This window comes from Pseudomonas sp. 6D_7.1_Bac1 (genome assembly GCF_025465945.1).
Lineage (GTDB): Bacteria > Pseudomonadota > Gammaproteobacteria > Pseudomonadales > Pseudomonadaceae > Aquipseudomonas.
The window spans coordinates 1-20460 of the sequence record NZ_JANLNW010000022.1 but is presented as its reverse complement, the minus strand read 5'-3'; the positions used below and the strand labels follow the sequence as shown (position 1 = coordinate 20460).

Below are 20460 nucleotides of genomic sequence, written 5' to 3'. Positions count from 1 at the left end.
TCGCACGGCTCCCGCGTCACGGCTGGCAACCCTGACGTCCATGCAACCCTCTGTGCCGAGCTGGTATTTGAATGCCAGGGAAACAGACCGTCAGTTTCTCAAGGCACTCATCGACGAGCGTTGGCGTTTGCAAGGATCGCTGGATCAGACACTGGGTAACCTGCAACAGGACATCAACGCCTTTGCCGAGCCCTTGCTCAAACAAGCCCTTAAGGATGAGTGCGGTAGTGAGTTCGATGTCCACGCCACCCGGTTGCACCTCTATGTGCCCGCCCCCCTGAGCTTCGGCATCGACACAGGGGCCAGCCACTTGCGGCACTCCACGTTGCTGGAGGCCGCCTTGCATAACTTCGAAGCGCCGGAAACCCATGAAGACGCCTTTCGCACTGGCTCCGGTCTGTACACCACGGATGCGCAAGGTGGGCTGCGTCAGGAACGGGTGACGGTTGGCGAGTTCGCTGCCCTGTGCCGCAAACTGGACCTCGGGAGTCGCTACCAGAGTCACCTCGAATCCGTCCTGGCGCCAGCCGAGCGGTCAGCCCGTGAAACGCTGGCGCGACAGGCACTGGCCAGTGAAAAAGCGGCGTTCAGTGTGGCGGCACTGACGGCACTGCTCAAGGGTGATATCACGAGTTATGGTTATGGTCGCCTGCTGCACATACGTGACGATAGGCAGGGCATCGATTTTTATGGCCGGCCGCTGCTCAGTCACCGATTGTCGCTGATGGGGTTCCGGTTGACGGGTGTTGTGCTGTTCAGTGCGCTGGCTGATCCAACAGCGCTCAAGCGCGCGGTCGATGAGCTGACCCCCGAAGCATTGAAACCCTGGCTCGACCTCTCGCAGCGCGTACCGTTCTTGCCCGGACAGGTGTATGAACAGTATCAGTTGATCAAGGCATTTTTCGAAAACGGCTCGCAAGCGGTCACCGAGCAGATGCTGCGCAAGGACGACATCTATCGACAGAGCCGTTTAAGCGGCAAGTTGATTGTTTATATTCCCGATGATCCGCAACACCCTCTCAAAGAATACGACTCCTTCAGCGATTTCATGAATGCGCTGATCAGTCAGCTGCGCTCAACCGAGTACCAGGCGTTCTTCAGTCGTTTTGTCGCTCAGAAAGACAAGGGCGTTTTTTTTGCGCGGGTCAATGAGCGACTCAAGACCTTTACCTGGCAGCAACGCGAGCCCTTGGACATGGGGCCCTGGTGGCGGGAAACGGCGATCGAGAACCCGAACGCCGAACCGGTCACCAATATCATCGCGGGTGATCTGTGGAACACGCTGTACCGTGAGCGACTCGCCAAGGCCATCGCCGATGCCCGACGCATTGCGGTGCCGACGGGCGATGAAGACGCGACCACCCGTTTCAAGCGCCTGACCAGCTATCTGGACATCGGCTGGAACGTCTTCAACTTCGCGGCGATGCTGGTGCCCGGATTGGGCGAAGCCATGCTGGGGGTGATGGTCGCGCAGATGCTGGCGGAGGTGGTGGAGGGTATTGAAGACTGGAGCCTGGGGGATAGAGAACAGGCGTCAGCCCATTTCACCGGGGTGCTGCTCAACTTCGCGCAACTGACGTTGATGGGGGCAGGGCATGTGTTGCCTAAGGGGGCGGTGACACCGCTCACGCGTTCACCGTTGATCGATAGCCTCAAACCGGTGGAGGTCAACGGCAAGGAGCGACTCTGGCGCCCGGACCTTGGGCCTTATGAGCAACCGACCATTCTGCCGGCAGATGCACAAGCCGACGCCATCGGCGTTTACCAGCATGAAGGGCGCGCCCTGTTGCTTCTTGACGACAAGCACTATGGGGTCACTCAGGACCCGAACACCGGTGAGCATCGCCTCGTGCACCCTCGCCGACCGCAGGCTTATCAACCTCGGTTGGAGCATAACGGCGCCGGCAGTTGGAAGACCGAACTTGATCGTCCGCTGGAATGGGAGACACGCAGGCTTCTACGGCGACTCGGGCCATCGGTGGATGGGTTTTCCGATGAGACGCTGATGCAGATCCATACGGTGAGCGGTGTGCACGAGGGCGTTCTACGCAGGATGCAGGTGGAGCATGGAACGCCGCCCGCCGCACTGGCCGATACTGTCAGGCGTTTCAAGGCGTATGCCGATGCCCAGGGGTGCGCTGAGCGGATCCTCGCCGGTCAGGTCAGCGAAGAGTGGGCCGGCTTTTTACCCCGGTTCATGACCGAGTTGCGGGGATGGCCCGACGGCAAGGCTATTGAGGTCTTTGAGCGAGCAGATTTCTCGGGGCCGTCGATCAAGGAGGGCTATGTGCAGGCTTCACCCGCGCACACGTTGAGGATGACTCAGGAGCAACTCGTCGCAGGGATACTGCCCGAGCGTGTCGTGCAGTTTCTTGATGAACAGGATTTGCGCGAGGTGATCGGCCAGTGGATGTCAGGTGATCGACGGGCGCGTGTCGAGGCCTTGCGAACGCAATTGGCCCTGCAGGCGCAAAAACGCAATCGGTGGATATTCGACAAGTTGTACTCGGCTCGTGAACGCTCGGCGAACCCGTTGGTGAATCTGCTCAAGCGTGACTATTCCGCGCTGTCGACCCGCATGGCCGAAGAGCTGCTGCACCCTGCCGAGCCTGCGGATTTGCAACACATGACCGAGAAAAAACGCGTGCCGTTGACCATGGCTCGACGAGCCGAGGAGGCCGAACAGCAGGTGCGGCTGACACGCGCCTATGAAGGGCTTTACCTCGAAGACATCCATAACGCCGACACCCCTCGGCTGGCACTGCACTCGCTGGAAACTCTGGCGGGCTGGCCAGTGGATGTGCGTATAGAGATTCGTGAGTATTCATTTGAAGGCACGTTACACGACAGCATCGGGCCGCTCGACGCGCCGATCCGCAAAGTGCTGATTGTCGGCGAGGGCGGGCAATACCAGGCTCGTGATGACCTCGATCAGCAGCTGCATGGCGCGGACAATCTGTATGCCGCTGTACTGCATGCCTTGCCCGACACACAACGTGCGGCGCTGGGGTTTGGCATCCATGACGCAACACGGCTGGAAAAGGCGGTACAGGCACAGCCGTTGGCCCATCACCTGCTTAAGCCGATTTTGCTGGAAAACCCCATCCGCAAACCCGCATACGATCCGCAGATCATGCGCCTGCGTGGCGGCATGCAAGGGTATGTGCAGCACACGTCGGACTGGCCGCAGTTGCGTCGCCGCCTGGGGTCGCTGTATTGCTTATTGAGCGAAGAACAGATCGACACGCTGCTCACAGAGTTCAGTCAGGGTGGAGGCACGGCAGAACTGCGCGTCCGCGCACTGGAGACGGAGTTCGACCAGTTGAACCTGACGTTGCGCAACTGGCAGAGCACACCGACGGTTTCTAATCGTTTCAGCCCCGCAGGCCTGCTGGAGTGGAAGTCGCGTGAGCAACTGTGCAAGGTGCTGCGCCAGTGCTGGCAGAGAACCGGGCCAGAGGGGATTCCTGTACCGGGTGTGCTGCGGCCGCAGGCGCTGATTCTGGATAACCTGCCGTTGAACCGACACCTGGCGTCACTGCCCAGGCTTGCGGCCAATTTCGATCATGTCACCCGACTGAGTCTGCGCAACGCCGATCTCTTGCCGGGGCAGGAGCGTTTTCTGGAACCGTTTCGCCGGGTGCGTTTACTGAATCTGGAGGGAAATCTGTTGACGCGTGTCCCTGCAGTGCTCAGCGACATGCGATTTCTCACCGACTTGTCGCTGAGCCTCAACAAGATTCAATTGGATGACGTTGCGGTGGCCCGCTTGAAGACACTCACCGGTCTCAGGTCACTGGGGTTGCGTGGAAATCCATTGCGGCTGGCTCCGGATATCAGCCGGATGCCGAGGTTGCAGGTGCTGGATCTTTGCGCAACGGGTATCGAAAGCTGGCCGGTCGGGCTGTTTTCCCAGCCGCGGCCACGCAATTTTTTTCTCGACCTGCGAAACAATCCGATCTTTGCAATCCCGGAGGTTGCTCCGGGTTCATTTCGCGCTGAACTGCTGGCACGCACCTGGATCAGCCGAGAGCCGACGTGGATGCCGGCCGATAGTTTGAACACCCTCAGGCGCTACATCGAGTCAGTGGGCATGGACCCCGAGCGCCCGTATCCACCCCGGGGGACGCTGGACAGTGTCAATTGGGCGCAGGGCATGTCGGAGCCGCAATGGCAGGTCAGGCAGGAGGTCTGGGACGTGGTAGAGGATGAGTTCCATTCCGAAGCGTTCTTCAATTTGATCTGGCGGCTGACCCAATCGGCCGACTTCCAGGCCGGCGGCACATATCGATTGGACCTGACCGCCAAGGTCTGGCGCATGCTTGAGGCCATGGCCGAGAACAGCGAGTTGCGAGCAAAATTGTTCAGCGAAGCCATAACGCCCACCGAATGCGTGGATGGCGGTACGCAGCTGTTCAATGCCATGGGGGTGCAGGTGTTGCTCCATGAAGCTTATGGTTTGCTTCGCAAGGATCTGGTCGAGTTGCACTTGATTGAACTGGCCAGAGGCAAGTCCCGTCTCGATGAGCTAGGGGCCATCGCCCGACAGCGAGTCGCCACGCGGTTGGCGGCGGGTGAGCAGTTCCGGCGCCTCGACGCCGAGGGCAATGTCACCGGGACCATCGACGAGGTCGAAGTACACCTGGCGTATATGACGGACCTGGCCGAGCGCCTGGACTTGCCGTGGCAAGCGCGGGGCATGCAGTTCCGCAAGATCGCCGGGGTGACGAAAGAGATGATCGACGCGGCCTTTGAGCGGGTCATGGCGCTGGAGGAAGGTGATCTGTTACGCAAGCAAATCCTCAAGCAGTCGTTCTGGAAAGACTGGCTGGAGGCGTCGTACACAGAGGACCTTAACACCTTCAAACGGCGAATCGACGCGACCACCGAATTACAGGACGCCTTGCAACGACGAGCTGAGGGCGCTGAGCTTCCCGCGGCGCAAAAGGCCCGGCTGGAGGCAGAGATAAGCACGCTGGCGCAAGAGCTGGGCCAGCAGCCAGACGAATTCGCTGATGGGCGCAGCATGAGCGATGATCAATACGTGCAAGCGTTGAATCTGATTGATGAGCAGATGAAGGCACTGATGAGCACGCTGACTCAGCGAGCGATTGACCGAGCCGGTCTGCAACGGGTTGAAATTCCCTTCACGATTGACCCGGACTTCTCGATGTAAGCCGCGACTCAGGCCTCGATGCGTTCTGGCATCGAGGCCTTTTTCTTTGTGCGGCTAACAGACTCAGAACAGAAAATACCGCTGCGCCATCGGCAGCACATCCGCCGGTTCGCACCACAGCAACACACCGTCGGCCTTGACCTGATAGGTCTGCGGATCAACGTCGATGTTCGGCAGGTAGTCGTTGTGGATCAGATCGGTTTTCTGCACGTTGCGGCAACCTTTGACCACAGCAATTTTCTTTTTCAGGCCCAGCGCTTCGGCGAGGCCAGCCTCCTGAGCCGCCTGGCTGATGAAGGTCAGGCTGGTGGCGTGCAGCGAGCCGCCATAGCTGGCAAACATCGGCCGGTAGTGCACCGGTTGCGGCGTCGGGATCGAAGCGTTGGCGTCGCCCATCAGGCTGGCGGCAATCGCGCCGCCCTTGAGGATCAGCGTCGGTTTGACGCCGAAAAACGCCGGGCGCCAGAGCACCAGATCGGCCCATTTACCCACTTCGATAGAGCCCACCTCATGACTGATGCCGTGGGTGATGGCCGGGTTGATGGTGTACTTGGCGATGTAGCGTTTGGCGCGGAAGTTATCGTTGCCTTCGCCGTCACCTGCCAGCGGACCGCGCTGTTTTTTCATCTTGTCGGCGGTCTGCCAGGTGCGCGTGATGACCTCACCGACGCGGCCCATGGCCTGGCTGTCAGAGCTGATCATCGAGAACGCGCCGAGGTCGTGGAGGATGTCTTCGGCGGCGATGGTTTCGCGGCGAATGCGGCTTTCGGCGAAGGCCACGTCTTCGGCAATGCTCGGGTCCAGGTGGTGGCAGACCATCAGCATGTCGAGGTGTTCGTCGATGGTGTTGCGGGTAAACGGCCGGGTCGGGTTGGTCGAACTCGGCAGCACGTTGGCGAAACCGCAGGCCTTGATAATGTCCGGTGCGTGGCCGCCACCGGCGCCTTCGGTGTGGTAGGTGTGAATCGTCCGGCCCTTGAAGGCGGCGAGGGTGGTTTCGACGAACCCGGACTCGTTGAGGGTGTCAGTGTGGATCGCCACCTGCACGTCGAACTGGTCGGCCACGTTCAGGCAGTTATCGATGCTCGCCGGCGTGGTGCCCCAGTCTTCATGCAGTTTGAGGCCGATGGCGCCGGCCTTGACTTGCTCGATCAACGGCTCCGGCAGGCTGGCGTTGCCTTTGCCGGTGAAGCCGATGTTCATCGGGAAGGCGTCGGCCGCCTGGAGCATGCGCGCCAGGTGCCACGGGCCGGAGGTGCAGGTGGTGGCGTTGGTGCCGGTCGCCGGTCCCGTGCCGCCGCCGATCATGGTGGTGACGCCGCTCATCAGTGCTTCTTCAATCTGCTGCGGGCAGATGAAGTGAATGTGCGTGTCGATGCCGCCCGCTGTGAGGATCATGCCTTCGCCGGCAATCACTTCGGTGCTGGCGCCGACCGCGATGGTCACGTTCGGCTGGATGTCCGGGTTGCCAGCCTTGCCGATGGCAGCGATGCGCCCATCCTTGAGGCCAACGTCGGCTTTGACGATGCCCCAATGGTCGATGATCAGTGCGTTGGTGATCAACGTGTCAACGACCTCGGCCGCCAGCAACTGGCTTTGGCCCTGGCCATCGCGGATCACCTTGCCACCGCCGAATTTCACTTCTTCGCCGTAGGTGGTGAAGTCTCTTTCGACCTCGATCCACAGCTCGGTGTCGGCCAGACGGACCTTGTCACCAACGGTGGGGCCGAACATGTCGGCGTAGGCTTGTCTTGATATTTTCATGGGCATGCCTTGGGATTCAATTGGATGTGAGATCGCTATCGCGAGCAGGCTCGCTCCCACAGGTGATCGCATTCTCCCTGTGGGAGCGAGCCTGCTCGCGATGAGGGCAGTCCAGACAGTGCATTACTTACAGGTCGCCCATGATCCTGCCGGCAAACCCGAACACCCGGCGATGCCCGGCCAGGTCCACCAGCTCGACCTCGCGCCTCTGCCCCGGTTCGAAGCGCACGGCGGTGCCGGCCGGGATGTTCAGGCGCATGCCACGGCTGGCGGCACGGTCGAAGGTCAGGGCGTCGTTGGTTTCGAAAAAGTGGTAATGCGAGCCCACCTGAATCGGCCGGTCGCCGCTGTTGGCCACGGTCAGGCTCAGGGTGCGGCGGCCGGCGTTGAGCTCGATGTCGCCGGGCTTGATCTGATATTCGCCAGGAATCATTCGGGTTGTCCCAGAGTCTTGAAGTAAATGGCGGTCGGGGTGTAACGGCCGTCCGGGCTTTGGCAGTAGTTGGGCAGCTCACCGAGACGGGTGTAGCCCAGGGACTGATAGAACGCTTCGGCTGGCGACCCGGCTTCGGTGTCGAGGTACAGCAGACCACGTTTGTACTGGCGCGCGGTAAGTTCCAGCGCCTCCATCAGTTGCTGAGCAAGGCCGCGTCGCCGCGCCCTGTGCAGCACCTGCAGTTTTTTTACTTCGGCACGATTGCGACCGTTGGCTTCCTGGCACAGGCCCAGTTGTACGCTGGCCAGGACCTTTTCATCCTGAACCACTACCCATAGCAACAGCCTGCCGTCCTCAAGGCCGGCCTGGACACTGTTGATGTAGGCGCGGGCCTGGGCGTCATCGAGGTCGGCCATGAAGCTGATCGAGGCGCCGTGTTGCACCGTGTCAAACAGCAAATCAATCAACCCCAGACGGTAGTGCGCAAAGCTTTCGGTGTTCACACGTCGCAGTTGGGCAGTGTTCATGGTGTATCACTCCTTGTTGGCGACAGGCGGCTCCGCGCCCGGATTGAGGATCAGCTGCATGAAGGTCAGGTCGAGCCAGCGACCGAACTTGGTACCCACTTGCGGCATGTGCCCGGTGGTGGTGAAACCGACCCGTTCGTGCAGGCGAATCGAGGCGGCGTTAGCGCTTTCGATGGCAGCGACCATCACGTGTTTGTTGCAGCCCCTGGCGCGCTCGATCAGCGCGTCCATCAGCTGTGGGCCGAGGCCATTACCGCGTTGATCGCTGCGCACGTACACCGAGTGTTCGACGGTGTGGCGGAAACCGTCGAACGGCCGCCAGTCGCCAAACGAGGCGTAGCCGAGCACGCAGTTGTCGGCGTCGACGATCACCAGAACAGGATAGCTCTGGGCTTGTCGAGCGCTGAACCAGGCCTGGCGGTTACCGAGGTCCACGGCCTGTTCGTTCCAGATCGCCGTCGTATTAAGGACCGCGTCGTTGTAGATGTCGCGGATCGCCGGCAGGTCGGCGTGCAGCGCATCACGGATGTGATAAATCATGGTGCGGCCTCAGACGATGGGTTGGTGGACGGTGACCAGTTTGGTGCCGTCGGGAAAGGTCGCCTCGACCTGGATCTCCGGAATCATTTCCGGGATGCCTTCCATCACGTGTTCGCGGCTCAGCAGGGTGGTGCCGTAGTGCATCAGTTCGGCCACCGTCTGGCCGTCACGCGCGCCTTCGAGTAGCGCCGCGCTGATGTAGGCCATGGCTTCCGGGTAGTTGAGTTTCACACCGCGCGCCAAACGCCGCTCGGCCACGAGGCCGGCGGTGAAGATCAGCAGCTTGTCTTTTTCGCGTGGGGTCAGGTCCATTTGGAGTCCATCAGGGCAGATTGAAAGTTATCGGGTTGCTTGCGCAGATCCCTTGTGGGAGCGAGCCTGCTCGCGATGAGGCCGTCACATCCGACATCATTGGTGACTGATACACCGCTATCGCGAGCAGGCTCGCTCCCACAGGGAAAAGCATCATTCAGGTGCTCCAGATTCTGGGTGGTACGGCTTCGCGGCCGAGTAGCACCGGGCGCAGCAGTTTCCACAAATCAATCAACCAGCCTCGCGCCAGCAACGCTTCACTGGCCAGGCATCGAGCCACCAGCAGACCCGGCAACTGAGTCAGGTCCCCGCGTACGTCATTGGGTAACGAGCGGCAGGCCTCCAGCAGTTCGCTGTCGACTTCACCCGTCACCAGCAACGTTGCAAACACCGGCTGACCGTCCAGGCCAATCGGTGAATCAAGCAAACCGTCCTCCCCGACAATGCGCTGGCGTTCGTGCCAGAGCAACTGGCCGTCGCGGCGGATGTCCAGTTGTGACTGAAAGTGCCCGTGCTCGAAGCGTTCGCCGCTGGCCGGGCGCCCCAGCGCCACGACGTCCCAATAGAACAGTCGAGCATCGCCTTCAAGGTCGATGGAGGTACTGAGTTGAGCCTGGGCGGCGCTGAAAACGATGGTTTCTTGTGGCAGCCACTCCAGCGTGGCGCCGGCCGCGACATTCAACTCAAGCTGCTGATAGGCCGGCGCGGCGGCGCGATACCACTTGGCGGCTCCGGGGCTGGTCAACTGCGCCCAGGCGTCGGCACCGACACGGGCGCTGATGTCCAGCCGATCACCACCGGCAATGCCGCCGGGCGGGTGGACGATGATGTGCTGGCACACCTCGGGGCCTTCGGCGTACAGGTGCTTTTGCACCCGCAGCGGACCTTTGTGGCGGCGCTGGACCGGGCGGGTGCTGTCGCCGAATCGGGCGTAGCCGAGTTCCAGCTCGGCATGCCAGCTAGGGGTGAACAGTGCTGCAGTGATTGAAATAGGGGCAGGGGCAGTCATAAATTCTAATTATCGTCAGGACGCTTCAGACTAGGGTCTGTACGAAAACTCGCCGAGCGGCGATCAGGCAAGGCAAAAACAGGCGAGGAAGCGGAGTTTAGGGTCCTAAATGAGCATTATCCGCTGCGCAGCCCCTTCGGGCCGTCCTTCGGACGTTCTCACTCCGTTCGTCCGAGCCTGTTTTTAACGCAGTCTGGTCGACGCGCAGGCAGTTTTCGTACAGAGCCTAGATCGTAACCAGCCCGCGCACACCCCCTGCTTCCATATTTTCTCCGCGACCTTGCTGGACGATCTCACCCCGGGACATCACCAGGTATTGATCGGCCAGCTCGGCGGCGAAATCGTAGAACTGCTCGACCAGCAGGATCGCCATGTCACCACGGGCTGCGAGTTTTTTGATTACTGCGCCAATCTCCTTGATCACCGACGGCTGAATGCCTTCGGTAGGCTCATCGAGGATCAGCAAGCGTGGTCGACTGGCCAGCGCTCGGCCAATGGCCAACTGTTGTTGCTGGCCGCCCGACAGATCGCCACCGCGCCGTTGCTTCATTTGCAGCAACACCGGGAACAGCTCGTAGATGAATGCCGGGACTTCCCTGGCCTCGGAGCCCGGGAAGCGGGACAGGCCCATCAGCAGATTTTCCTCCACCGTCAACCGCCCGAAAATCTCCCGGCCCTGCGGCACGTAAGCGATGCCGGTGTGAACCCGTTGATGCGGCTTGAACCCGGTGATGGCTTTACCTTCCCAGTTCACCGTCCCTTCTTTGGTCGGCAACAGGCCCATCAGGCATTTGAGCAAGGTGGTTTTGCCGACGCCGTTGCGCCCGAGCAGGCAGGTGACTTCACCGACCTTCACCTCAAAACTCAGGCCCCGCAGGATGTGGCTACCGCCGTAGTACTGGTGCAGTTTGTCGACTTGCAGCATTCCTGAATTCTCCTTAATTCCCTGTGGGAGCGAGCCTGCTCGCGAATGCGATGTATCAGCCACATCGATGTTGGATGTGACGCCGTCTTCGCGAGCAGGCTCGCTCCCACAGGGGGATGTGTTTGCAGCTCTAGCGACCGAGATACACCTCGATCACCCGCTCGTTATCCTGCACCTGCGCAAGCGACCCTTCGGCCAGCACGCTGCCCTGGTGCAACACCGTGACGTGGTCGGCAATCGAGCCGACAAAGCCCATGTCGTGCTCCACCACCATCAGCGAATGCTGGCCGGCCAGGCTTTTGAACAGCTCGGCGGTGAATTCGGTTTCAGCGTCGGTCATGCCCGCCACCGGTTCATCGAGCAGCAGCAATTGCGGGTCCTGCATCAGCAACATGCCGATTTCCAGAAACTGCTTCTGCCCGTGCGACAGAAGGCCAGCCGGGAGATTGAGCGAGCCGGTCAGGCGAATGGTCTCCAGCACTTCGCTGATACGGTCTTTCTGTTCGCCGTTCAATTTCGCCCGCAGACTGGCCCACACCGACTTGTCGGTTTTTTGCGCCAGTTCGAGGTTTTCAAACACGCTCAAGGCCTCGAACACCGTCGGTTTCTGGAACTTGCGGCCGATCCCGGCCTGGGCGATCTGCACTTCACTCATCGAAGCAAGGTCCAGGGTTTCACCGAACCAGGCCTTGCCGTGGCTGGGCCGGGTCTTGCCGGTGATCACGTCCATCAATGTGGTTTTGCCAGCACCGTTGGGGCCGATGATGCAGCGCAGTTCGCCAACGCCGATGTACAGGTTCAGCGCATTGAGTGCCTTGAAACCATCGAAGCTGACGCTGATGTCTTCAAGCGTGAGGATGGTGCCGTGGCGGGTGTTCAGGCCTTTCTCGACACGTTGCCCCAGACCGATGGCATCGCGGCTGCTGCCCTGGTCTTTATTTGGCTCAAGAATCGGCTCGAGCATGAATTCAGCGGTAGGGGTAATTCTCATTGCTCGCCCCTTTTCTTCAGCAAACCGATCACGCCTTTAGGCAGGTATAGGGTCACGACGATGAACAGTGCGCCGAGGAAGAACAGCCAGTATTCGGGAAAGGCCACGGTGAACCAGCTCTTCATGCCATTGACCACGCCCGCGCCGAGCAGCGGCCCGATCAAGGTGCCGCGCCCGCCGAGCGCGACCCACACGGCGGCTTCGATGGAGTTGGTCGGCGACATTTCGCTGGGGTTGATGATCCCCACTTGCGGCACGTAGAGCGCACCGGCGAGCCCGCACAACACCGCACTCAAGACCCAGACAAACAGCTTGAAACCGCGTGGGTCGTAGCCGCAGAACATCAGCCGGTTTTCCGCGTCGCGCAGGGCGGTCAATACCCGACCGAACTTGCTTTGCGCCAGGCGCCAGCCGATGAACAGGCTGGCGACCAGCAACAGCACGGTGGCGACGAACAGCACCGCGCGAGTGCCCGGTTCTGTGATGCCGAAGCCCAGAATCGTGCGGAAATTGGTGAAGCCGTTGTTACCGCCAAACCCGGTCTCGTTGCGGAAAAACAGCAGCATCCCGGCGAACGTCAGGGCCTGGGTCATGATCGAGAAGTACACGCCCTTGATCCGCGAGCGGAAGGCGAAGAAGCCGAACACCAGTGCCAGCAAACCCGGCGCCAGCACCACCAGGCACATGGCCCAGATAAAGCTGCTGGTGCCGGTCCAGTACCACGGCAGTTCGGTCCATGAGAGGAAGGTCATGAACGCCGGTAAACCATCTCCCGAAGCCTGGCGCATCAGGTACATGCCCATGGCATAGCCACCGAGGGCGAAGAACAGGCCATGACCCAGGGACAACAACCCGGCGTAACCCCAGACCAGGTCCAGCGCAAGGGCGACGATGGCGTAGCAAAGGATCTTGCCGACCAGCGTCAGCGTATAGGCGGAAACGTGTAGCGCATTGTCCGGCGACAACAGCGACAGTAGTGGCAGCGCCAGCAGCAGCGCGAGAATCACCGCGCCCACTGCGATCGTGATTTTTGGACCGGCCTTTTGCGTGGCCGTGAGCATCAGGGGCTGGTTCATCAGTCGATCACCCGTCCTTTGAGTGCGAAGAGTCCTTGCGGGCGTTTCTGAATGAACAGAATGATCAGCGCGAGGATCAGGATCTTGCCGAGCACGGCGCCGATTTGTGGTTCAAGAATCTTGTTGGCGATCCCCAGGCCGAACGCGGCGAGCACGCTGCCGGCCAGTTGGCCAACGCCGCCGAGCACCACCACCAGGAACGAGTCGATGATGTAGCTCTGGCCCAGATCCGGGCCGACGTTGCCGACCTGACTCAGGGCCACGCCGCCAAGCCCGGCGATACCCGAACCGAGCCCAAAGGCGAGCATGTCGACGCGCCCGGTGGGTACGCCGCAGCAGGCGGCCATGTTGCGGTTCTGGGTGACCGCACGCACGTTCAAGCCGAGGCGGGTCTTGTTCAGCAGCAACCAGGTCAGCACCACCACAAACAGTGCGAACGCGATGATCACGATGCGGTTGTACGGCAGCACCAGATTGGGCAGTACCTGAATCCCGCCCGAGAGCCAGGCCGGGTTCGCCACTTCGACGTTCTGTGCACCGAACAGCAACCGGACCAGTTGAATCAGCATCAGGCTGATGCCCCAGGTGGCCAGCAGGGTTTCCAGTGGCCGCCCGTAGAGGTGGCGAATTACCGTGCGCTCCAGCGCCATGCCGATGCCGGCGGTGACAAAAAACGCCACTGGCAACGCCACCAGCGGGTAGAACTCGATGGCCTGCGGCAGGAAGCGCTGGAACAGCAACTGCACCACATACGTGGAGTAGGCACCGAGCATCAGCATCTCGCCATGGGCCATGTTGATCACCCCGAGCAGGCCGAAGGTGATCGCCAGACCGAGGGCCGCCAACAGCAGGATCGAACCCAGGGACATGCCGCTGAAGGCCTGGCCGAGCAGTTCGCCGACCAGCAGTTTGCGTTTGACCTGGGCCAGGCTGGTTTCGGCCGCCGTGTGCACCGCGGCGTCGGTTTCGACACCGGGTTGGAGCAGGCCTTCGAGACGGGTGCGGGCCAGTGGGTCGCCGGTTTCACCGAGCAAGCGCACGGCCGCCAGGCGCACGCTCGGGTTACTGTCCACCAGTTGCAGGTTGGCCAGCGCCAGGCTCAAGGCTGCGTGAACCGCTTCATTTTTTTCGTTGGCGAGTTGCTGGTCGAGGAATGCAAGCTGCGCAGGTTTGGCACTTTTTTGCAGTTGTTGCGCGGCGTTCAAACGCAGTTTGCTGTCAGCGGCGAGCAGTTGATGACTGGCCAGTGCGGTGTCGATCAGACCCCGCAGGCGGTTGTTCAGGCGCAGGGTTTTGGTTTCTCCGTCGACGGTCAGCGTTCCCTGTTGCAGGGCGTTGATCAGTTCGATGCGTGCAGGTACGGGCTGCGCGGCCCAGGTTTCCAATAGCTTGGCTTGCTGCACCGGATTGGCGGCGACGAAGTCTTCGGCGTCCCCGGCATGGGCGGCCATCGGCAACAGCAGCGCCAGGGCGAGAAACAGACGGTAAAGGGCAGTGGGCATGTCATTGGCCTTACGCGGACTAAATGTGGGAGCGAGCCTGCTCGCGATGAGGGCATGACAGTCGACATTGATGCTGAATGTCAGTCCGCTATCGCGAGCAGGCTCGCTCCCACAGGAGTTATGCCAGCCCTGAGCTCCGTGCTCGGGCCCGGCATCCAGTGGCTTAGTTGCTCTTCACCGCATAATCCGGCTTCTTGTCGTTACCCGCGATGAACGGGCTCCATGGCTCGGCGCGGATCGGCCCTTCGGTCTGCCACACCACGTTGAACTGACCGTCGGCCTGGATCTCGCCGATCATCACCGGTTTGTGCAGGTGGTGGTTGGTCTTGTCCATGGTCAGCGTGAAGCCCGACGGCGCGGCGAAAGTCTGGCCGGCCAGGGCTTCGCGGACTTTGTCGACATCGGTGGATTTGGCCTTTTCTGCTGCCTGCGCCCACATGTGGATACCAACGTAGGTGGCTTCCATCGGGTCGTTGGTCACGGCTTTATCCGCGCCCGGCAGGTTGTGTTTCTTGGCGTAGGCTTTCCAGTCTGCGACGAACTTCTGATTCACCGGGTTATCCACCGATTCGAAGTAGTTCCACGCGGCGAGATTGCCCACCAGTGGTTTGGTGTCGATACCGCGCAGTTCTTCTTCACCGACCGAGAAGGCCACGACCGGAACGTCGGTGGCTTTCAGACCCTGGTTGGCCAGTTCTTTATAGAACGGCACATTGGAGTCGCCGTTGACGGTGGAAATGACTGCAGTCTTGCCGCCAGCCGAGAACTTTTTGATGTTGGCAACGATGGTTTGATAGTCGCTGTGACCGAACGGCGTGTAGACCTCTTCGATGTCCTTGTCGGTCACGCCTTTGGAGTGCAGGAACGAGCGCAGGATCTTGTTGGTGGTGCGTGGGTAGACGTAGTCGGTACCGAGCAGGAAGTAGCGCTTGGCGCTGCCACCTTCTTCGCTCATCAGGTATTCCACCGCCGGGATCGCTTGCTGGTTCGGCGCGGCGCCGGTGTAGAAGACGTTCGGCGACATCTCTTCGCCTTCGTATTGCACCGGGTAGAACAGCAGGCCGTTGAGTTCCTCGAACACCGGCAGTACCGATTTACGCGACACCGAGGTCCAGCAGCCGAACACCACCGCGACCTTGTCCTGGGTCAGCAACTGCCGGCCCTTTTCCGCAAACAGCGGCCAGTTCGACGCCGGGTCGACCACCACAGGTTCCAACATCTTGCCGTTGACCCCACCCTTGGCATTGATCTCGTCGATGGTCATCAGCGCCATGTCTTTGAGCGAGGTTTCGGAGATCGCCATGGTCCCTGACAACGAATGCAGGATCCCGACCTTGATGGTCTCGGCGGCCTGGAGACTCCAGGTCATGCCCATCGCGGCAATGCTTGCCGATAGTGTGAAAGCCTTGATCAAGCTGCGACGCTTCATTGTGCGATCTCCATGAACGTTTAATTTTTCTGGTTGGCAGATGCGGACGACTGAAGGGTCTTTAGCAAGGGCTGTGCCCGGTCGGGGAAAGGCAAGGAAATGTCGTGTTAGAGCGGTTGCGTCGGAAGGTGGCGCACCATGAAGGGACGTGTCTGGCGCGTTGGTGCGGGGAGGTGCGCCACATTAGGGCGCGGAACTGACAGACAACACTGACTCAATGTGGGAGCGAGCCTGCTCCGGGCGGCGTTCCGACGATAGCGGTGTGTCAGCCGCGGTGATGTTGGAGGTGCCGTCGCCATCGCGAGCAGGCTCGCTCCCACAGGTTCGGTGCTGGCTCAGCGCCTGCGCATCAGGCCGATGAAGAACAGGCCACCGATGGCTGCGGTGGCCACACCTATCGGCAGATCTTCCGGTGCAATCAAGGTTCGTGCTGCTACGTCGACCCAAACGAGGAAAACACTGCCGAGCAACACGCACACCGGCAGCAATCTGCGGTGTTCCGCACCCACCAGACGCCGGGCAATGTGCGGCACCATCAGTCCGACAAAACCGATGGACCCGCTGATGGAGACCAATACTCCGGTCATCAACGAAGCAATCAAGAACACCCGCAAGCGCACGGTGCGGGCGTTCAGACCGAGGGTCACAGCGGTCTGCTCGCCGGCCATCAAGGCGTTCAGTGGCCGGGCCATGCCCAGCAGCAACACCAACCCGAGCAGCACGCTGGCGGCCGGCACTGCCAGCAATTCCCAACGCGCCAGCCCGAGGCCGCCGAGCATCCAGAACATCACTGCAGAACTGGCGCGGTGATCGCCGAGAAACAGCAGCAGGTTAGCGATCGCCATCATCACGAAGGACACTGCCACTCCGCACAGCAGCAGGCGATCACTGTCCAGTCGGCCATTGCGGTTGGCGATCATCAGCACGATCAGCATGCTCAGCAAGGCGCCGATGAATGCTGCGATCGGCAAGGTCAGCAGGCCGACAATCTCGCCCACATGCAGCACCACGATCACCGCGCCCAGCGTCGCGCCGGAAGTGACCCCGAGCAAATGCGGGTCAGCCAGTGGATTGCGTGTCACCGCTTGCAGCACCGCACCGATCAATGCCAGCCCGGCGCCCACCAACGCACCGAGCAACATGCGCGGTACGCGGATCAGCCAGACGATATGTTCCTGTCCGGCGCTCCAGTTCACTTCGCCAGCACCGAATGCCTTGTGCAGCAGAATCTGCCAGACCACGTCCACCGGCACCCGTGCCGAGCCAAAGCCCAGCGATACCACACAAGACACCAGCAACAGCGCGCCGAGGGCAATCAGCAACAAGGCATAGCGACGATTGATCATTCGCCGTGGAAACCCTTGGCCAGGGTTTCAACCGCCAGCACGTTGTCGATCCCTGGCGTGGCTTGCACGTAAGGGATGACGATGAAGCGCTGGTTCTTGATCGCGTCCACCGATTGCAGGGCTTTGTTGTTGAGCAAAAATTGCTCCTTTTGCTCGGCGCTGACTTCGCCGTAGTCGACGATCACGATCACCTGCGGGTTGCGCTCGACGACGTTCTCCCAGTTGACCCGGGTCCAGCTCGCCTCGACATCGTCGAGAATATTGCGCCCGCCGGCGGCATCGATCAGTGCTTGCGGCATACCCAGACGGCCCGAGGTCATGGCCCGGTCTTCGCCGCTGTCGTAGAGGAACACGCGCGGTTTTTCCGTTGGCAAGTCTTTGCGAACTTCGGCCACTTGCGCCTGCATGTCGCTGATCAACCGGTTGGCGCGATCCTGCACGTCGAAGATCTTGCCGAGGTTGCGCAGGTCGTTGTAGGTGTCATCGAGGCTGGCCGCCGGGCGCTTCATCACGAAGGCGCAGGACTCGCTCAGTTCATAGACGTTGATCCCCAGTGGCCCGAGGGTTTGCGGAGTCAGGTCGCCGCCAATGCGCATGCCGTAATCCCAGCCGGCGAAGAAGAAGTCGACGTTGGCGTTGAGCAGGGTTTCCACCGACGGGTACTTGGCCGCCAGTTCCGGCAGACCGTCGAGAATGCTCTGCATCTGGGGCGTCACGGCTTTCCAGCCACTGATGCCGCTGTAGCCGACCATCCGGGGTTTGAGGCCGAGGGCGAGCATCATCTGGGTCATGTTGATGTCGTGACTGAGGGCGTGTTTTGGCGCCTCCTTGAACGTCACTTCACGGTTGCAGCTCTGAATCGTCAACGGGTAACGGGTCGCTTCGGCGAGCGCCTGGGCGCTGCCCAGCAGCAGGGCGATGGACAGGCTGGAGCGGAGCAGGGTGCGCAAGGTCATGTTGGGTTATCCAGGTAATTCGGGGGTAGCCGGACAGCGGGTGTTCATCGATCAGCGCTTCGACGCCGAACACCTCACGCAGCAGCGTGGTGGTCAGCACTTCTTTTGGCGTGCCGCTGGCAACGATGCGTCCGTGGTTGATCACGTACAGCCGATCGCAGAATGCAGCGGCCAGGTTGAGGTCGTGGATGCTCGCCAGGGTGCCGATCTGCAAGCGCTTGACCAGTTGCAGCAGTTCGAGCTGATAGCGTGGATCAAGGTGGTTGGTCGGCTCATCGAGGATCAGCAATTGGGGCTGTTGCGTCAGGGCGCGGGCGAGAATAACGCGTTGTTTTTCGCCGCCCGACAGCGTCGCAAAAGCGTGATCTTCGAAGCCTTTGAGGCCCACCGACTCCAGTGCCTGCCCGGCGATGCGCCGGTCTTCCAGGGTATCGCCATCGAACAGGCCTTTGTGCGGGGTGCGACCCATGGCGACCACCTCTTCGACCGTCAGGCCGAAGGCATCGGGAAACTCCTGCAACACCACGGCAATGCGTTGTGCGCACCAGCGCGACGACTGCTTCCAGACGTTGTGATGGGCAAGATGAACCTCGCCGGATTCCGGTTTGCTGAAGCGGTAGGCGCAACGCAGCAGGCTGGTCTTGCCGCTGCCGTTAGGCCCGATCAAGCCGACAAACTCCCCGGCCGCCACGTGCAGGCTGGCGTCACGCAGCTGGAACTGGTGATGACAGTGGCCATGGCCCAGCGGTGTCCAGGCAAGGTGGGTGAGGTTCAGCGAGGTCATTCAATTCCTTAAGATCGTTCCCTGTGGCGAGGGAGCTTGCTCCCGCTCGGTTGCGCAGCAACCGTAAAAACCATCACTCGCGGTCTTTCTGACTGAGCCGGCTCGTTGATTTCAGGGCCGCTACGCGCCCCGGCGGGAGCAAGCTCCCTCGCCACAACAACCCGAGAGCCGCAATCACGCGGTGGCCGGGCATTCTACAGTGCCGGACACCGCACGCATCTCGCTGTATTCAGGATGAAGATGAGGCCGATTCAGGCTGGCGGTTCAAACGCGACAGCAGCACTCGGTCCAGCAGCCACACCACGATCAGCGAAGCACCCACCAACGGGAATATCACCGCCAATGCGAGGATGATCACCACCCCGGTTTTCCAGGTCGGCAGGTCATGGCGCAACGGCGGAACACCGAGCTTGCCCTGCGGGCGGCGCTTCCACCAGATCACCACGCCGCTCACGGCGCTGAGCAGGATCATCAGGCAAATCAGCAACACGACAATCTGATTGAGCGGCCCGAACAGCTTGCCCTCGTGCAGCATCACGCCCATTTCTGTGGCACGGGCGACATTGCCGTATTGCTGCCAGCGCACGTCGGCGAGGACTTCGCCGCTGTACTGGTCGACATGCAGGGTGGCGTCGTTGCGCGGGTCATCGGCGAACACGGCGATGGTGAATACGCCGCTGGCGGTGGTCGGGAAGGTGATGCTGTAACCGGGCTCGACCTGGCGTTGAGCGGCAATGTCCTGCACGTCTTGCAGGCTGATGGTCGGCGCGGCCGGGGCGGTACTGCCGCCGTTGTGGGCCATGTGTTCGGCGTGCTCGCCGGACATCGGCATCGGCGTATTTTCCATGGCCCAGGGCACGGTCTGGCGGGTAGCGGTGTTGAGGCTGCGGGCCTCTTGATCGGACGTGGGCACGTTGTCCCACATGGCCGCCGGGAAGCGGTTCCAGACTTCGGCGTATTGCTTGCCCCAGAAGCCGGTCCAGGTCATACCGCTGAGCAGCATCACCAGCAGAAACGCCGCGCCCCAGAACCCGGTCACGGCGTGCAGGTCACGCCAGAGCACACGTCCGCGACGGCTGAATCGCGGCCACAAGATCCCCGCACCGGTTCTCCCGCGTGGCCACCACAGGAATACCCCGGAAACCACCAAGACGATGCCCCATCCGGCAGCCAACTCGACCAATCGATCCCCGACGGTGCCGATCATCAACTCGCCGTGAAGCGCTCGGGCGATGGCTTGCAGGTTGTTCTTCGCATCCTGTTCGCCGAGCACATCGGCGTGATACGGGTCGATGAAGACGTTGAACTCGCTGCCCGCGTTTTGAACGACAAACTGCGCACTGCGCTCGGCATTGACCGGTGGCAGGTACTGCTTGATCCGGCCCTGTGGATAAGCCTCTTTGACACGCTGCAGCAACTCGTCGGCACTGACTGTGTGATGACCGGCCGGCACATTGAGCAGGCTGCCATACATCAGCGGGTCGAGTTGCGGTTTGAACAGGTAAACGATGCCGGTCAGGGCCAGCATCACCATGAATGGCGCAACGAACAGCCCGGCATAAAAATGCCAGCGCCAGGCCAGGTTGTAGAAATTCGGTTTGGGTTGTTTCATCAGGTGCGTTCCGCTTGGCGTGGATCTTTGTTGTTTGTTTGCGGTCGCTGCGCAACCGATCGCGAGCAGGCTCGC

General features: G+C 61.1%; 15 protein-coding genes and 1 pseudogene. 1 reads left to right on the top strand and 15 read right to left on the bottom strand.

What is annotated here, in order from left to right:
• Window positions 1-40 precede the first annotated feature (40 nt).
• Complete coding sequence (locus NTD87_RS06665; protein WP_262112754.1) at window positions 41-5176, top strand: NEL-type E3 ubiquitin ligase domain-containing protein; 5136 nt, start codon at window positions 41-43, stop codon at window positions 5174-5176.
• A gap of 63 nt (window positions 5177-5239) precedes the next feature.
• Here the strand turns inward: NTD87_RS06665 and ureC are convergent, their stop codons facing one another.
• From ureC to NTD87_RS06590, 15 genes and pseudogenes are all read right to left on the bottom strand, one after another.
• A complete protein-coding gene (gene ureC, locus NTD87_RS06660; RefSeq protein WP_262112753.1) occupies window positions 5240-6940 on the bottom strand; it encodes an urease subunit alpha in 1701 nt (566 codons plus the stop codon).
• A 127-nt stretch (window positions 6941-7067) separates the two neighbouring features.
• On the bottom strand, window positions 7068-7373 hold the full coding sequence (locus tag NTD87_RS06655) for an urease subunit beta (protein ID WP_262112751.1): 306 nt from the start codon (window positions 7371-7373) through the stop codon (window positions 7068-7070).
• Window positions 7370-7903: a GNAT family N-acetyltransferase gene (locus NTD87_RS06650; RefSeq protein ID WP_262112749.1), complete on the bottom strand. Its 534-nt coding sequence runs from the start codon at window positions 7901-7903 to the stop codon at window positions 7370-7372. The genes NTD87_RS06655 and NTD87_RS06650 overlap by 4 nt, the downstream gene beginning before the upstream one ends.
• Window positions 7904-7909: 6 nt before the next feature.
• Window positions 7910-8443 (bottom strand): GNAT family N-acetyltransferase, encoded by a 534-nt coding sequence (locus NTD87_RS06645; protein ID WP_262112748.1) that lies wholly within the window; start codon window positions 8441-8443, stop codon window positions 7910-7912.
• Between the two features lie 9 nt (window positions 8444-8452).
• Window positions 8453-8755, bottom strand: coding sequence for an urease subunit gamma (ureA, locus tag NTD87_RS06640; RefSeq protein ID WP_262112735.1), 303 nt, complete (start codon window positions 8753-8755; stop codon window positions 8453-8455).
• A 157-nt stretch (window positions 8756-8912) separates the two neighbouring features.
• Window positions 8913-9740: an urease accessory protein UreD gene (locus tag NTD87_RS06635; protein WP_410017474.1), complete on the bottom strand. Its 828-nt coding sequence runs from the start codon at window positions 9738-9740 to the stop codon at window positions 8913-8915.
• 250 nt (window positions 9741-9990) lie between these two features.
• Window positions 9991-10689, bottom strand: a complete 699-nt coding sequence (urtE, locus tag NTD87_RS06630) for an urea ABC transporter ATP-binding subunit UrtE (protein WP_262112733.1) — start codon at window positions 10687-10689, stop codon at window positions 9991-9993.
• Between the two features lie 130 nt (window positions 10690-10819).
• Window positions 10820-11680 carry an urea ABC transporter ATP-binding protein UrtD gene (gene urtD, locus NTD87_RS06625; protein WP_262112732.1) on the bottom strand — a complete coding sequence of 287 codons (861 nt, stop codon included), beginning with the start codon at window positions 11678-11680 and terminating at the stop codon, window positions 10820-10822.
• Window positions 11677-12756 (bottom strand): urea ABC transporter permease subunit UrtC, encoded by a 1080-nt coding sequence (gene urtC, locus NTD87_RS06620; protein ID WP_262112731.1) that lies wholly within the window; start codon window positions 12754-12756, stop codon window positions 11677-11679. Before urtC ends, urtD begins: the two co-directional genes overlap by 4 nt.
• Complete coding sequence (gene urtB / locus NTD87_RS06615; RefSeq protein ID WP_262112730.1) at window positions 12756-14258, bottom strand: urea ABC transporter permease subunit UrtB; 1503 nt, start codon at window positions 14256-14258, stop codon at window positions 12756-12758. Before urtB ends, urtC begins: the two co-directional genes overlap by 1 nt.
• A gap of 163 nt (window positions 14259-14421) precedes the next feature.
• Window positions 14422-15687: an urea ABC transporter substrate-binding protein gene (urtA, locus tag NTD87_RS06610; protein WP_262112729.1), complete on the bottom strand. Its 1266-nt coding sequence runs from the start codon at window positions 15685-15687 to the stop codon at window positions 14422-14424.
• A gap of 335 nt (window positions 15688-16022) precedes the next feature.
• Window positions 16023-17033 (bottom strand): FecCD family ABC transporter permease, encoded by a 1011-nt coding sequence (locus tag NTD87_RS06605; RefSeq protein ID WP_262112728.1) that lies wholly within the window; start codon window positions 17031-17033, stop codon window positions 16023-16025.
• The gene (locus NTD87_RS06600) at window positions 17030-17989 is read right to left on the bottom strand and encodes an ABC transporter substrate-binding protein (protein WP_262112727.1); all 960 of its coding nucleotides are present in this window, start codon (window positions 17987-17989) and stop codon (window positions 17030-17032) included. The genes NTD87_RS06605 and NTD87_RS06600 overlap by 4 nt, the downstream gene beginning before the upstream one ends.
• A gap of 1 nt (window position 17990) precedes the next feature.
• Window positions 17991-18773, bottom strand: a pseudogene (locus tag NTD87_RS06595) (ABC transporter ATP-binding protein); the annotation flags it as partial.
• Window positions 18774-19002: 229 nt separating this feature from the next.
• The gene (locus NTD87_RS06590) at window positions 19003-20385 is read right to left on the bottom strand and encodes a PepSY-associated TM helix domain-containing protein (RefSeq protein WP_262112726.1); all 1383 of its coding nucleotides are present in this window, start codon (window positions 20383-20385) and stop codon (window positions 19003-19005) included.
• Window positions 20386-20460: the final 75 nt, after the last annotated feature.